Genomic DNA, 14,352 nt, shown 5'->3' with positions numbered 1-14,352 from the left:
GCCCACCACACCCAATGGTTCACTTGGCATCGGGTCACTGAAGGAAGAAGCCTGACATGAATAACCTGCACCGCAACCTTGCCCCCATTTCCGACGCTGCTTGGGCTGATATCGAACAGGAAGCATCCCGCACGCTGCGCCGCTATCTGGCCGGCCGGCGCGTCGTGGATGTGCCCGAAGCCCGTGGCGTCGGCTTTGCCGCCGTCGATACCGGCCATACGGCCAGAATCGACAGCCCGGCGGATGGGGTGCATGCGCTGCAGCGCAAGGTCCTGCCGCTGGTGGAACTGCGCGTGCCGTTTTCGCTGAGCCGTGATGCAATTGATGATGTGGAACGCGGCGCGCTGGATTCCGACTGGCAGCCGCTGAAGGACGCAGCCCAGAAGATCGCCTATGCCGAAGACCGGGCGATATTTGACGGCTATGCCGCAGCCGGAATCCGGGGCATTGCGCAGGATACGTCCAACGCCCGGTTCTCGCTGCCCACGTCCCCCCGCGACTACCCCGGCATCATTGCCGATGGCCTGAATGAACTGCGTATTGCGGGCGTCAACGGCCCCTATTCCGTGGTGCTGGGCGCGCGTGCGTTTGCCGCCGTCAGCGGCGGGAGTGAGGAAGGCTACCCGGTCCTGCGCCACCTGGAACGGATGATCGAGGGCAGGATCATCTGCGCCCCGGCCATTGAAGGGGCCTATATCCTGTCCACCCGTGGCGGTGATTTTGAACTGGATATCGGGCAGGATGTCTCCATCGGCTACAGCAGCCATACCGCCACGTCGGTGGAGCTGTACCTGCAGGAAAGCTTCACCTTCCGCGTGCTGACGACCGAAGCCTCGGTCGTGATAAAGCATGCGGCTGCGTAATAGCGCGCCCCCGCCCGGGGCCATGTCGGCTGGCGGCCCGGACCACGGCAGTCGCCCGGCATTTCCCCGGGACGGAATATGGAAGCCATGGTTTGATTTTCTGCCCGTTTCGTGATTACAGCCAGTGACGGCGAAACGGAAAAAGGAAAGAAAGACAATGAAGATCAGCGCACGCAACCAGATTGCAGGCAAGATCACGGCCATCACCAAGGGGGCGACCACGTCCCATGTCAGCATCGACATTGGTGGCTCCATCATCACCGCTTCGATCACCAATGAAGCAGTTGCCGACCTGAACCTGAAAATCGGTGAAAAGGCGACCGCCATCATCAAGGCATCCGATGTCATGGTGGGTGTGTAAGGCCCACGGGTCCGCGCGCCGTCCGCCCCCACGGGTGGGCGGCGCCCCGCCTTTTGCCAACATGAACAATTCCTAACCTGCGGGATACAAAAAGACAGGATCAGGACACAGGCCAGACATGTTGGGTGCATAACCTGCGACCAACAAACCTCTAAGGTGATGCCCCTGTGATCCTGAAAATCGCATATTCCGGCCTGTTCGCCCTGTTGGCGATTGCTCCGTGTCTCCCGGCACAGGCCCGGTCGTACCGTATCCACATCCCGACAGCCAGCCGTCATGTGCAGGAAGTCAACACGGAAATGGGCTACATACGCGGCCATGCCACCGTCCTGTCGCCTGACAGCAGCGCATATCGCAACATGGACGCCAAATGCGCCGGACGTGGACTGAACAACGTCACCACGCAAAGTGTGACGGTTGGCGTCAGCCGATCCTCGCGCCGCACTTTCTACACACAATGCATGATCGAAAGCGGCGCGTGGCGATAACACATGGGGGACTGGCGTGCCGGAAACCGTCCGGATATCGTGGCATGCAGGCAGATATCGCCCAGACAGTCCCAACCACCGGAAGGTATTCGTGCAGACACCCCCCTATCACGCCCAATGGCATGCTCACTCCATGCCGGAACACCAGATAAATTACGGCGCCACCTATCCCGTGCAGCTGGTGGACGGATCGACACTGGTCCTGCCGCTGCGTCCCCTGCCAGACGGGGAAAAGGCCATTGCGCTGCTCATGTCCAACCAGACGGGATTTGCCGTTGAACGCGCACTGGTCCGCCTGCTGACCGATATGGTGCGGGAACTGAAACCGGAGGTAATCGTGGGCGTGCCGACCATGGGGCTGGCCTATGCCGGACAGGTCGCGGAAAACCTCGGGTTTGATGATTATGTCGCGTTGGGGCACTCGCGCAAATTCTGGTACGATGATGCGCTGTCACAATGCCTGACATCGTCCACCAGTCCCGATCAGGCCAAGCACCTGTATCTTGACCCCGCCCTTGTCGAGCGCGTGCGCGGCAGGCGCGTTGTGGTCATGGATGACGTGCTGAATACCGGCCGGACGGCGGCGGCGACCATCCGCCTCATGCAGAAGGTCCAGGCGCAGGTTGCCGGCATCACGGCGGTCCTGACCGAGGGCTGGGCATGGCGGACGGAACTGGAACATATAGGCCCCGACATGCCCGGACTGGTGCATGCCCTTGGGCATATTCCCATGTTTGGCCACACTGATGGGGGCTGGCGGCCACTTGCGGGTACCTGATCCCGCCTGTGCGTGCGTCACGTAAAGACGGGAAACGGAGCGTTTCCGATTTTGGCGTATGCAGCCATGCTGCGGGACGTATTGTCAGAAAGGTTCCTCAGACACTGTTTGAAAAGTCAGCCTTTGCGACATCGTGCAAATCATGAAGACGTTTCTGGTGAAAACTTTTTCCAAAAGTTTCGGAAAACGCTGCCTTCCTGAAATAAAGGCGATACCCGGAAACTTTCATTTCCAAACAGTCTCTGCGGGAAACAGTCCATGACACAGCAAGGGATTACGAAATTGTCCAAGGTTCTCGTACTGTATTATTCCACCTACGGCCATGTCGAAACGATGGCCCATGCCGTGGCGGAAGGGGTTCGCGCGGCAGGGCTGGAGGCGGACGTGAAACGCGTACCCGAACTGGTACCCGAAGACGTGGCGAAAGCCCATCATTTCAAGACTGAACAGGCCGCCCCCATCGCCACCACGGCGGAACTGCCGGAATATGATGCAATCATTGTCGGCGCGCCAACGCGTTTCGGGCGGCTGCCATCACAGATGGCCAATTTCTGGGACCAGACCGGCGGCCTGTGGCTGAAGGGCGCACTGGTGGGCAAGGTAGGCGCGGTGTTTACCTCCACCGCGTCACAGCATGGCGGGCAGGAAACGACCCTGTATTCGCTCATGTCCAACCTGCTGCATCATGGCATGGTGATTACCGGCCTGCCCTACACCTTTCAGGGTCAGTTGAAAGTGGATGAGGTGACGGGTGGCGCCCCCTATGGCGCCACCACGATTGCCGCAGGCGACGGATCGCGCCAGCCCAGCGCCACCGAACTGGATGGCGCACGCTTCCTGGGTCAGCATGTGGCGGGACTGGCCAGCAAACTGGCTTCCTGATCCATACGACACACCGCCGGGCAGGGCCGTTCTGTCTTTCAGTCCGCCCCTGCCCATGGCGGGTGCCCGAACGCACCCGCCAGATAATCGATAAAGGCCGTGACCCGCACGGGCCGCAGGGTACTGGCGGGGGTAACCAGATACAGGGCCACGGGCGGGGCTGCCCACCGGGGCAGGATACGGGTGAGCCTGCCCGATTTCAGTCCGTCCCACACCATGAAATCCGGAAACAGGCCGAAACCCAGGCCGGCCTCAAGTGCCGGCAGGAAGGTTTCGGCATTGTCCGCGCGCAGCCGCGCGGTCTGGCACATGACGAATTCCTGCCCGTTCCCCTCATGCCGCAGGCGGATCATGCCGGGGGCGGCGGTATTGGTGTAAACGAAGCTCCTGTGCCCCTCCAGCGCGCGGGGATCATCGGGGTGACCGACCCGCTCCACATAACCCGGGGTTGCCACCAGCAGCAGCCGCACCGTGCACAGCCGCCGCGCCAGCAGGGCGGAATCCGCCAGCGACGCAATCCGCAGCGCCATGTCGTATCCCCCCGCCACAAGGTCCACGATGGCATCGCTATAGTCGATGGTAATGTCGATGTCCGGATAGCGCACAAGGAAATCCGGCAGTAGCGGGGCCAGATGCCGGACCCCGAATACCATGGGGGCCGCGACCCGGATCAGGCCCGATGGCGTCAGCGTGCCACCGCGCGCTTCCGTTTCCGCGGCCTCGGCTTCCGCCAGGATCCGGTTGGCATGCCCCAGCAGCATCCGTCCCGTTTCGGTCAGCGACATCTGCCGTGAATTGCGGTTGAACAGGGCGACGCCCAGCGAGTGTTCCAGCCGGGCTATGGCCTTGGACACGGTGGGTTTGGACAGCTGGACGTCCTCCGCCGCGCGCGCAAACGAACCGCGTTCCGCCACCTTTGCAAAAATGGCCCATGCCTCGAAATCCGGCAGCCGCATTGCACAATCCCACGCAATGTTCCCAGTGCGTGTTTCCATATCTTATCGGTCCCGGTGTGTCTCCCTCCCCCGCGCCAGTCCATGACCAACAAATGGAAACAATAAGTTTCGTTCATTTCCATATTCGCAATGCCAGCCGGGCGCTAGCATGGTGTCCATAGTCAACGCAGCCAACTGGAGAAAACCCGATGATTGAAGTACGCCCCTTTGGCCAGTTGGGCCATGCCGACCATGGCTGGCTGGATGCACGCCACCATTTCTCGTTCGCGCATTACCATGATCCCGACCGCATGAACTGGGGCGCGCTGCGGGTGTGGAATGATGACATGATCGCCCCCGGCACCGGTTTTGGCACCCATCCGCACCGGGATATGGAAATCATCACCTATATCCGCGAAGGCGCGATCACCCATACCGACAGCCTTGGCAACACCGGGCGCACGGATGCGGGCGACGTGCAGGTGATGTCGGCAGGCACCGGGATCCGCCATGCCGAACACAACCGCGAGGACGTGGCCACACGCCTGTTCCAGATCTGGATCATGCCCGACCGTGCGGGCCATGCGCCGTCATGGGGCACGCGGTCCTTTCCCAAGGGGGACCGGGCGGGGCGTTTCGTGGTCCTTGCCTCGGGCCAGGCGGAGGATAACGATGCCCTGCCGATCAACGCCAATGCCCGCGTGCTGGGGGCGACGCTGAAGAAGGGGCAGGTTGTCGATTACCCGCTGGGTACAGACCGGCTTGGTTACCTGGTGCCCGCACGCGGCAGTGTGGAAATCGAGGGCACAACAGTGCATGAGCGTGACGGCGCCGCCATTTCCGCCACTGAAACGCTGCGTGTCCGCGCGCTGGAGGACAGTGAAATCGTGCTGGTCGACACCGCCCCGTAAGCGGACGTGAAGGGGCTGCGCGCAACGCGGGCTGTCATGACTGACAGATTTTGATACAGATGGCAGTCCCGCTGTGGCGCGTCCCCACCATTACCCGATCACAGCCAGGCATGGCGATGCAGACAGTCGGAAAAACAATGATTTTCCATGAAGTGATGGGTTCTGTCCTGTCCGCTCAGGGTGTCTTTATCTTCATTACCGGCTATGACAGATGCGTCGCAGCCATGCAGTATCCGGCTAGCTGATCATGTGACAGTATGTAACACAACCTCTCCGTTTATGGAGAGAACGTAATGAAAAGAGTTGTTGTCCTGTCGGGCCTTGCATTACTGGCCGGGTGCGCATCCAGCCCGAAGGACGTCAAGCCGACCTATGTCCCTGATACCGTCTATGCCAGCATGGACTGCCAGCAGCTTGGTCAGGAAGAACTGAAGGAAGGCGACGTGCTGGAAGGCCTGACCAACAAGCAGCGCCGGGCGCACAAGACCGATACGTGGGGCGTGCTGGCGCTGGGCGTGCCGCTGTCTGAAATGACCGGGTCGGACGTGGCGGGCGTGCTGGCGCGTGAAAAGGGCAAGATGGAAGCCATCCAGCGCATGCAGGTGGCCAAATCATGCCCCGGCGCCGGTGTGGCGACGGTGCCGGCGACACTGGACTGATCCCGCCATCCCCGCCGCGCCACGCATGGCCTGTCCATTCACGCCGTGCCGTATTGCCGCGGGGATTTGCCCCCCTTTGTCCATGTCAGGTGGAAACAAGGCTTTTTCCGGCCGCATTTTCATGATTCAGTCGTTTGCATGACCTGATGGAAAATGGCAGCAAGACGGCATGACATGGTCCGGCTGAATGGAAAAGACGGGCGAAAGCCCGCCTGTCACCGCAAGACGACAGCGCGCAGGCACGATCATGTGTGTCAACTCCGTCGCTTCGCATGTGTTCAGGCGAGGCGGACCATCAGGTGAACATTCGCCCCGAACCCCGTCACAGTTGTGAGAGATACACATGAAAATAGCCCAATGGATGAAGCAGTCCGGTGTCGCCTTCGGTACCAGCGGCGCGCGTGGCCTTGTTACCGCCATGACGGATTCCGTCTGCTTTGCCTATACGGTGGGCTATCTCAAACATCTGGCCAGCCTGGGTGAATTCGCGCCTGGCACGCAGGTCGCGGTGGCGGGTGACCTGCGCCCCAGCACGCCGCGCATCCTGCGGGCCTGTGTCGCGGCCATTACCTGTATGGGGGGCGTGCCGGTTTTCTGCGGGTTCGTCCCGACACCAGCGCTGTGCCTGCATGCGTTCACGCTTGGTATCCCCTCACTCATGGTGACGGGCAGCCATATTCCAGCCGATCGCAATGGCATCAAGTTCAACCGCGCGCGCGGCGAATTCCTCAAGACCGACGAAGCCGCCATGCGTGAACAGGACGTGACCCTGCCCGATGGCTGGTTTGACGCGACCGGGGCGCTGGCACGTGACATCACGCTACCGGTCATAACCGATGTCGTGCCGGACTTTGTCGCCCGTTACCGTGATTTCTTCGGCCCCCATGCCCTGTCGGGGCTAAGGCTGGGCATCTACCAGCATTCCGCCGTGGGGCGGGACGTGATGGTGGAAATTGTCGAAGCCCTGGGGGGCACCGCCGTGCCACTGGGCCGCATGGACACGTTCATTCCCGTCGATACCGAAGCCGTGCGCCCCGAAGATGCCGCCCTGGCGCGCGAATGGGCCAGTGATGGCACGCTGGACGCCATCCTGACCACCGATGGTGATTCCGACCGTCCCCTGCTGGCGGACCGGCACGGCAACTGGCTGCGGGGGGATGTGCTGGGGATCATTGCCGCGCGCTTCCTGGGGGCAGCCGCCGTGACCACGCCGGTCAGCAGCAACACGGCGCTGGAACAGGGCGGTTTTGCCCGTGATATACGGCGCACCCGCATCGGTTCCCCCTATGTCGTCGCGGCCATGACCGAAGCGGCCGAAGCCGGACTGCTGCCCTCCGTCGGTTATGAAGCCAATGGCGGCTTCCTGCTGGCCAGTGACGTAACACGGGATGCGCGCCCCCTTGCGGCCCTGCCCACGCGGGATTCCATCCTGCCCATGATCTGCGCGCTGGTCGCGGCACGGCAGCAGGGGGTGGATCTGGCGGGACTTGTGGCCACCCTGCCCCGGCGCTTCACGCTCAGTGACCGGTTGATGGAAATGCCGACTGCCCAAAGCCAGGCACGGATTGCCGCGCTCCGTCAGGATCCGGCGGCCGGTGCCGCCGCACTGGGGCTGCGGGATGCCTGCGGCAGCCTTGCGCATGTCGATGAAACCGATGGCCTGCGCATGACCTTTGAAAATGGGGAAATCGTGCACCTGCGCCCATCAGGCAATGCGCCGGAACTACGGGTCTATGTGGAGGGCGACAGCCCCGAACGCACGGCACAACTGCTGAAAACCGGCATGGACGCCGTCAGCACATGGCGCGATACGCCATAACCGGCAACGGATCGCATCCATCCTGAACCGCAGGGGGAACGTGTTGCCTTCCGTTCCCCTTCAAACCTTCCCCCTGCGCAAGCGTTGCACAGTCGCAGCAACAGGGGCCAGCCATGTACCATCTTTTGCGGATCGTCATGGCCTGTGCCATCATCATCTGCCTTGCGGGGTGCCATGACCCGCACCGGGACCGTCCGCTGTACTGGCATGAAGGCCAGCAGCACGGAAAACATAACCCGCATGACGCCCGTGGCGCATACTGATCCCGCTCCGCCTGACAATCATGGAAAAGTTTTTGGTGACGCTTTTTACCAAAAGCTTTCGGGAACGCCGCCTTTTTGAAAAACGCGGCACCCAGAAACTTTTACTTTATCTATCAACGGCAGGATTTTCACCCTGCACCTGACGCTAACGGCATGGCAAGGAAGCCTGTTGTCTTGGACGACCCTTTGCGGCATGAGGGGGCATATCAGAATTCCATTCTTGTACGTCAGCAGGTTCCCCATGCCCCAGCATACCCCCATTGGTCTTGATAACGCAGCCGCCCCCGTCCGGGCGCTGACCCATTCGGGAAATTTCCACGTTGATGAGACACTGGGATATGTCATCCTGCACTACGCCCTTGCGCCCGGGGGCGACCTGCGCGCGCGTGTTCTGGGGGATGGCCCTGCGGACCGGCTGGAATTCATCCGCTCGCGTTCGCCCGAACGGATCGCGGCGTCCGATATCGTGTTTGACGTGGGCGGCCAGTATACCCCGGAAAAAGGCCGTTACGACCATCACATGAAGGACAAGCCCCTGCGTGATGACGGAACGCCCTACAGCGCCGCCGGCCTGCTGTGGAAGGATTACGGGACCGCCGCCATACGCAATATCGTGCAGACGCAGGTGGACGAAGCGGACATTGCCGCCATATGGCAGGCCATAGACAAGTCGCTGGTCCTGCCGATTGACGAGGACGATAATGGCGTCGTGAAAATGGGCAGGCTGTCGCTGGCCGATATCGTGTCATCCTGCCGCCCGGCATGGGACACCATCGAACTGTATGGCCCCGAGGAAGCAAAACGGCGCGAGACGCTGGGCTTCGCCAATGCTGCGACGACCGTGGCCTCCCATCTGGTCAATGTAGTGGACCGCGTGCGTGCCAGCCTGAAGGCGGCGCAGCGGGTCATGGCCGCCTATGAAGCCGCGGAGGACAAGCGCATCCTGCTGATGGATACGGGCATGCCGACCGAGAAGGTCATTTTTGAAAACGACCTGCCCGTCGTCTATGTCGTCTCCCCCGCCGCCCCTGACCGCTGGAACGTCAAGGCGGTGCCCCCCGTGCGCGGCGATTTCGGGCAGCGCATCTCCCTGCCGGAGGCATGGCGTGGGCTGGACGGGGAAACGCTGGCGAAGGTATCGGGCGTGCCCGATGCGGTATTTGCCCATCCCGCCCGCTTCATCTGCGGCGCAGGCAGCAGGGAAGGAGCGTTGCAGATGGCGCGCCTGGCGCTGAAGATCAATGATGAACTGGAACAGGCCGGGGACTGATCCCGCCGCCGTTCATCCGCCGCGCCCGGCAGGGCAGATGCCGCAAACGTGATGGGTCATCAGGACTGTCCCGTGCCTGCGGTGCTGTCCTGCCCCTGTTCAGGTGGCACGCGCCTGCCTACATCGCCTCCATCGGGTGGTTTTCCATCACCCGGACTGGAGGTCGCCATGGACAGGGGAACCCGCTACCGTTCCAATCCCGATGTCATCGACATGGTTGGCATTGGCATGGTCCTGCTTACACTCGCACTATGGCTATCGTTTATCTTCATATGACGGTCCAGCTATCTGGACCTGACTGCTTCTGACGGAGGCTACGATGTGGATACACCTGCGCCGCCAGCGCCTTGCTGGCACAGCACCGGCCGGACGCCTTTCACGATGGGATATTGCGGGACCGGCACTGATCGCCGCCGCATTCGCCCTTTCAACGGCCATGATATTCCTGTTCTGAAACACGACGCCTACATCATGAAAGCCCGGCACATTGTGGCCGGGCTTTTTCATATTCCCCGTCCGGTCGCCGCATGGCGTGTGCGGGACATACCTCCTCTGATTGGCGCCGCCGACCGGGGTGGGTTAGGGTCACGGCCTGTAGCCGGGAGAGGAAGATCACATCATGGACACCAAGACCATTGCCGAAGCCTATTTCACACTGGGCACCCATATCGAGGAAAGCCAGGCCCGCGTCAGTGATGCGGCTGAAGCGTTGATCCCCCTTGTCAAAAGCGGCGACAAGGATGCGGTCAGCGCACTGGACAACCTGCACAAGGCAGCCGTTTCCATGCAGTCCGAACGGCTGTGGGCGGAATATCTGTGGCAGCTAGCGTCCGGCAAGACCCCGGCCCCGCCCGTCGATACCACCGCAACACCGGACCAGCCCCAGCCGCATACATTCCTTGACAGCCTGCTGGGTGAACTGACCGACTACGTCAGGTATGGGAAATCCTGATCCCCTTTCCGTCCGGCCCGGCCATGGGGTGGGCGGACGGCCTTTGCCTGTTTCCTATTGCGTCCCGGCCGGAATGGCCTGCACCAGCAGATCCACGATCTTTTCCAGCATGATCCGGTCGGCATCGGAAAAACGGTCGCGCACCGGGCTGTCGATATCCAGCACACCCAGCAGCCGGTCGCCCGCAATGACCGGCACCACGATTTCGGAAGCCGAGGCCGCGTCACAGGCAATATGGCCGGGAAAGGCATGCACGTCGGGCACAACAAGCGTCCGCCGTTCCCGCGCCACCGTCCCGCACACCCCCCCTGCCATAGGCGATGCGGGTGCAGGCCATGCGCCCCTGAAATGGTCCCAGCACAAGCTGGTCTTCTTTCCAGATATAAAATCCCGCCCAGTTCAGGTCGGGCAATGCCTCGAAAATCATGGCCGCGATATTGGCCATGTCCGCGATCATGTCCGGTTCGTTCGCCACGACCGATGCCACGGCTGCAACCAGTTCCTGCGCACCCAAATGTTGCGTGGGGGCCGCCATCGGTTTTTTCCTTCCTGCACCACATCAGGGACGGAGCACGATGCCCGGTCGCCCACCCCCGACATAGACGATATCCACCAGTCCATACAGACCGCAAACCATCACGAACAACCGGCCGCCTGCAGCACGCTGCGGACCTGATGCAACCTGCCGCCCCGCCACGGGTTTAATGCGCGGCACATGATGGCCGCAATGGGCCATGGACCGCATCATTCCACGCTGCCACGTCATTTCACGTCCCGCCAGAAGGATGCCACGAATGTCGTACCGTCCAATATTCACCCTGCCCGTCGTGACGCTGGGCATCCTGTTCGGGGGTGGCGTGCTTCCCGCCATGGCGCGCGATATGGCCATGCCACCTGCTGCAATGCCACAGGCGATGATTGACGCGGCATCGGGCGCGCGGCTGGCGGGTTACCTGAATTTCTGCATTGAAAATGGCCTGGCGGACCATGCAGGGGCAACCCCGCTCATGAATACGCTGATCCATAATACCGGCGCTGTCCCGCCCGATGAACACGGCAATATGGATTACGCCTATGGCACGGCGGGCGTCCTGCAACCCGGTACCGGCAACATGCCGCGCATGACCGACCTTGATATTCCGGCGCGACACGATGCGTGTGCGCATGCCGTGAAAAAGGCAGGCATGGGGGCATGATGGAAGATGTCACCTTCCGCCCGCCCATATGGGCAAACCCTGCAATCCACATGACGGAGGCCACGCATGCCCCACAGCATTCCCGCACAGAGCCAGCCCCACCAGCCCGGTATCGAACGCCTGCTTGACCCACCGGCGGAACATATCCGTGCCGATTATATGGGCAGCGGCAAGCTGAAGGGACGCAGGGCGCTGGTCAGCGGTGGTGACAGTGGCATAGGACGCGCCGCCGCCTTGTATTTCGCACGTGAAGGGGCCGATGTCGCCATCGTGTACCTGGAAGAGGACGAGGACGCCAACGAAACGGTGCGCCTGATCGAAGCCGAAGGGGGCCGCGCGCTGGCCATACGCGGCGATGTATCGTGCAGCAGGGTATGCGATGACGCGGTGGCCCGCACGGTGCAGGCTCTTGGCGGGCTGGATATCGTAGTCAATAACGCCTCCGTCCAGTACGTCAGCAGCGACCTGACCGATATTACGGACGAGACCTGGCAACGTCACATGGACGTGAACATCAATGGCTATTTCTACCTGGCCCGCGCGGCCCTGCCGCATCTGGGCCGGGGCAGCGTGATCATCAACACGTCTTCGGTCAACGCGTTTGCGGGCAACGCCTCGCTGGTCGCCTATACCACGACCAAGGGGGCGGAAATGGGCTTTACCCGGGCACTTGCGCTGCAGCTTGCGCCAAAGGGCATACGGGTCAACGCGGTCGCCCCCGGCCCGGTCTGGACACCCCTGCAACCGGCAAGCTGGGGGCCGGTCGACCCACAGGCCGTGGCCAACCTTGGCAAGGATACGCCCATGGGCCGCATCGGTCAGCCCAGTGAACTTGGTCCGGCCTATGTCTATCTTGCAGCACAGGATTCATCATACGTGACCGGACAGACGCTGCACGTAAACGGGGGCATGATCATCAATGGGTGAAGCCCTGCCTGCGCTGATGGTGCCGTTGTCTTCATGGTTGCGCCGCTTGCCCCACCGTCGCTGGCTGGAGGTGCAGGGACAGCGGCTGCTGGATTTTTCCAGATCATCCCGCGTGGCCTGCGGCTTCGCGGCACTGGACGACCAGGGCAACCTGCCGCCCGGCGCCACCGCCGACGCCACGCTGGGCGCGCGCATGACCCATGTCTATGCCGTGGCGATGGAACGTGGGCTGCCAGGTTGCGGGCCACTGGCCGCGCATGGGGTCAACTGCCTGCTGGGTCCACTGGCGGACCATGAAAATGGCGGCTGGTTCCTTGCCCCGTCCACCGACGGGCAACCGCCGGATGCCGGGCGTAAGCAGGCCTACCTGCATGCCTTTGTCGTGCTGGCCGCATCCTCGGCCACGGTTGCGGGGGTGGCGGGCGCACGCAGGCTGCTGGACAAGGCGCTTGCGGTCTGGGAACAGCATTTCTGGAGTGAGGAAGAAGGCATTTTCCGCGAAAGTTTTGCCGCCGACTGGTCGGATGAGGAAGATTACCGCGGCGCCAACGCCAACATGCATTCGCTTGAAGCCTGCATGGCCGTGGCCGATGTGACGGGCGACCCGATCTGGCGCAACCGGGGCCTGCGCGTGGCCGAACGCTTCATCCATACACTGGCGCGCGATGCGGGTTACAGCCTGCCCGAGCATTACGATCGCAACTGGCGGCGGCTGGATGATTACAACCGTGACCGGCCTGCTGATCCGCTACGTCCCTATGGCATGACGCCGGGCCATTTCACGGAATGGGCGCACCTGCTGCTGAAGCTGGAAGCCGCGTTGCTGCGCGCCGATGGCCGTGCGCCCGCATGGCTGCTGGAAGATGCCACCGAGATATTTCACAACGGCATGACGGCGGGATGGGCGCGCGATGGCGCGCCGGGGCTGGTTTACACGATCGACTGGAACCATGAACCCGTGGTCCATAACCGCCCCCACTGGTGCCAGGCGGAGGCCATGACAGCCGCCGCCGCCCTGCTTAAACGCACGGGACACCGGCAGTATGAACACTGGTACCGCACGCTGTGGGATTATATTGACACCTTCATGATCGACCGCAGGCATGGCGGGTGGATACAGGAACTGGACCGCGACAACCGGCCATCCGCCGTGGTGTATGAAGGCAAGGCCGACCTGTACCATGCATGGCAGGCGACCATGACCCCGCTCCTGCCGCTTGCCCCCAGCTTCGCCACCGCTGTCGCCCAGATGGAAAACCATGACGATGCGGCCGCCACCCGGAACTGACCGGCCTATTGTTTCAATAGTAACTTATTGATAATGAATGGAAAGTGTCAGGGGCCACTTTTGTTCCAAAAGACGGCGTTTTCTGAAGCTTTTTATAATCTGCGGTCCGGGCCTGCTTATACCCGAAACGGTCAGACCCGCATGCAGCAATCATGGGAATTGTGGCGACTGTTCCGGACGCACGTTGGCCTGGTCCATCATGGAAGACGGTTCCCGCGCATATCAGGCCCGACCGGTCGGTAAAACCGTATAAAACATGGTCCGGGTCATGACAGCCCCTTCGCAAGCGGGGGATATGGTGCCACCCTGCGTGAATGTCCTGATCCCACGTTCCGAGTGCCATACCATCATGTCCGCCCCGACCCAGTCCACATCCACCGGCCCATGGCGGCAGGCCGCGCGCAATCTCGCGCGCACCCCGTCGGCCATGGTGGCGCTGGGTGTGCTTGCTGCCGTGACGATGGCGTGCCTGCTGGCCCCGTTCTATGCCCACACGATTGCCCGGACCAACCCGTTCCAGTCCACTGTGGCGGGCACCATCATGCTGGACGGACACGAAGTGGACATCATGCAGCCCAATGACAACCCGCTGCACCTTGGCCTCAGCCCCATCGGACCGACATGGCGCACCACGTACATGCTGGGCGCCGACAACCAGGGGCGCGACGTAATGGCGCGCCTGCTGTATGGTGGGCGCAATTCGCTGCTGATTTCGGCCGGGGCGGCCATCATGTGCCTGCTGCTGGCGGCGGGTGTGGGG

General features: G+C 62.2%; 18 protein-coding genes and 2 pseudogenes. 17 read left to right on the top strand and 3 right to left on the bottom strand.

Annotated features, from left to right (window positions below; genetic code table 11):
* Window positions 1–56: 56 nt before the first annotated feature.
* The 5 genes from F1542_RS02595 to wrbA all read left to right on the top strand — a co-directional run bounded on the left by F1542_RS02595 (window position 57) and on the right by wrbA (window position 3,372).
* The gene (locus tag F1542_RS02595; RefSeq protein ID WP_193731660.1) at window positions 57–863 is read left to right on the top strand and encodes a family 1 encapsulin nanocompartment shell protein; all 807 of its coding nucleotides are present in this window, start codon (window positions 57–59) and stop codon (window positions 861–863) included.
* A 157-nt stretch (window positions 864–1,020) separates the two neighbouring features.
* On the top strand, window positions 1,021–1,224 hold the full coding sequence (locus tag F1542_RS02590; protein WP_193731659.1) for a molybdopterin-binding protein: 204 nt from the start codon (window positions 1,021–1,023) through the stop codon (window positions 1,222–1,224).
* A gap of 167 nt (window positions 1,225–1,391) precedes the next feature.
* Window positions 1,392–1,712, top strand: a complete 321-nt coding sequence (locus tag F1542_RS02585) for a hypothetical protein (protein ID WP_193731658.1) — start codon at window positions 1,392–1,394, stop codon at window positions 1,710–1,712.
* A 91-nt stretch (window positions 1,713–1,803) separates the two neighbouring features.
* Window positions 1,804–2,490 carry a phosphoribosyltransferase gene (locus tag F1542_RS02580; RefSeq protein ID WP_408886221.1) on the top strand — a complete coding sequence of 229 codons (687 nt, stop codon included), beginning with the start codon at window positions 1,804–1,806 and terminating at the stop codon, window positions 2,488–2,490.
* Window positions 2,491–2,772: 282 nt separating this feature from the next.
* Window positions 2,773–3,372 carry an NAD(P)H:quinone oxidoreductase gene (wrbA, locus tag F1542_RS02575; protein ID WP_193731663.1) on the top strand — a complete coding sequence of 200 codons (600 nt, stop codon included), beginning with the start codon at window positions 2,773–2,775 and terminating at the stop codon, window positions 3,370–3,372.
* A 38-nt stretch (window positions 3,373–3,410) separates the two neighbouring features.
* Here wrbA and F1542_RS02570 read toward each other — a convergent pair whose 3' ends face one another.
* Window positions 3,411–4,328, bottom strand: a complete 918-nt coding sequence (locus F1542_RS02570; protein WP_193731662.1) for a LysR family transcriptional regulator — start codon at window positions 4,326–4,328, stop codon at window positions 3,411–3,413.
* 188 nt (window positions 4,329–4,516) lie between these two features.
* Between F1542_RS02570 and F1542_RS02565 the strand changes: the two genes are divergently transcribed.
* The 8 genes from F1542_RS02565 (at window position 4,517) to F1542_RS02535 (ending at window position 10,181) form a co-directional block, all read left to right on the top strand.
* On the top strand, window positions 4,517–5,218 hold the full coding sequence (locus F1542_RS02565; RefSeq protein ID WP_193731657.1) for a pirin family protein: 702 nt from the start codon (window positions 4,517–4,519) through the stop codon (window positions 5,216–5,218).
* 293 nt (window positions 5,219–5,511) lie between these two features.
* A complete protein-coding gene (locus tag F1542_RS02560; protein WP_193731656.1) occupies window positions 5,512–5,877 on the top strand; it encodes a hypothetical protein in 366 nt (121 codons plus the stop codon).
* A gap of 361 nt (window positions 5,878–6,238) precedes the next feature.
* Window positions 6,239–7,696, top strand: coding sequence for a phosphomannomutase (locus F1542_RS02555; protein WP_193731661.1), 1,458 nt, complete (start codon window positions 6,239–6,241; stop codon window positions 7,694–7,696).
* A gap of 113 nt (window positions 7,697–7,809) precedes the next feature.
* Complete coding sequence (locus F1542_RS02550; protein ID WP_193731655.1) at window positions 7,810–7,959, top strand: hypothetical protein; 150 nt, start codon at window positions 7,810–7,812, stop codon at window positions 7,957–7,959.
* Window positions 7,960–8,200: 241 nt separating this feature from the next.
* Window positions 8,201–9,229 carry an MYG1 family protein gene (locus tag F1542_RS02545; RefSeq protein WP_193731654.1) on the top strand — a complete coding sequence of 343 codons (1,029 nt, stop codon included), beginning with the start codon at window positions 8,201–8,203 and terminating at the stop codon, window positions 9,227–9,229.
* Between the two features lie 48 nt (window positions 9,230–9,277).
* Window positions 9,278–9,505, top strand: coding sequence for a hypothetical protein (locus F1542_RS02540; protein ID WP_193731665.1), 228 nt, complete (start codon window positions 9,278–9,280; stop codon window positions 9,503–9,505).
* Window positions 9,506–9,548: 43 nt separating this feature from the next.
* Window positions 9,549–9,683, top strand: coding sequence for a hypothetical protein (locus tag F1542_RS17320; RefSeq protein WP_256431408.1), 135 nt, complete (start codon window positions 9,549–9,551; stop codon window positions 9,681–9,683).
* 165 nt (window positions 9,684–9,848) lie between these two features.
* Window positions 9,849–10,181, top strand: coding sequence for a hypothetical protein (locus F1542_RS02535; RefSeq protein ID WP_193731653.1), 333 nt, complete (start codon window positions 9,849–9,851; stop codon window positions 10,179–10,181).
* Between the two features lie 54 nt (window positions 10,182–10,235).
* Here F1542_RS02535 and F1542_RS02530 read toward each other — a convergent pair.
* Both F1542_RS02530 and F1542_RS02525 read right to left on the bottom strand, forming a co-directional pair.
* A pseudogene (locus F1542_RS02530) lies at window positions 10,236–10,716 on the bottom strand (GAF domain-containing protein).
* Window positions 10,717–10,740: 24 nt separating this feature from the next.
* Window positions 10,741–10,947: a hypothetical protein gene (locus tag F1542_RS02525; RefSeq protein WP_193731652.1), complete on the bottom strand. Its 207-nt coding sequence runs from the start codon at window positions 10,945–10,947 to the stop codon at window positions 10,741–10,743.
* Window positions 10,948–10,975: 28 nt separating this feature from the next.
* On the opposite strand from F1542_RS02525, the gene F1542_RS02520 reads away from it, so the two are divergent.
* The 4 genes and pseudogenes from F1542_RS02520 to F1542_RS02505 all read left to right on the top strand — a co-directional run.
* Entirely contained in the window at window positions 10,976–11,377 is a 402-nt protein-coding gene (locus F1542_RS02520; protein WP_193731651.1) for a hypothetical protein, read from the top strand.
* 66 nt (window positions 11,378–11,443) lie between these two features.
* Window positions 11,444–12,304, top strand: coding sequence for a glucose 1-dehydrogenase (locus F1542_RS02515; protein WP_193731650.1), 861 nt, complete (start codon window positions 11,444–11,446; stop codon window positions 12,302–12,304).
* Window positions 12,297–13,592, top strand: coding sequence for an AGE family epimerase/isomerase (locus F1542_RS02510; protein ID WP_193731649.1), 1,296 nt, complete (start codon window positions 12,297–12,299; stop codon window positions 13,590–13,592). Before F1542_RS02515 ends, F1542_RS02510 begins: the two co-directional genes overlap by 8 nt.
* Before the next feature lie 349 nt (window positions 13,593–13,941).
* Window positions 13,942–14,352 (top strand): annotated as a pseudogene (locus F1542_RS02505) (ABC transporter permease); the annotation flags it as partial.

It is taken from the genome of Komagataeibacter sp. FXV3 (genome assembly GCF_015155755.1).
Taxonomy (GTDB): domain Bacteria; phylum Pseudomonadota; class Alphaproteobacteria; order Acetobacterales; family Acetobacteraceae; genus Komagataeibacter.
This window is presented reverse-complemented; position numbering and strand designations above follow the sequence as displayed.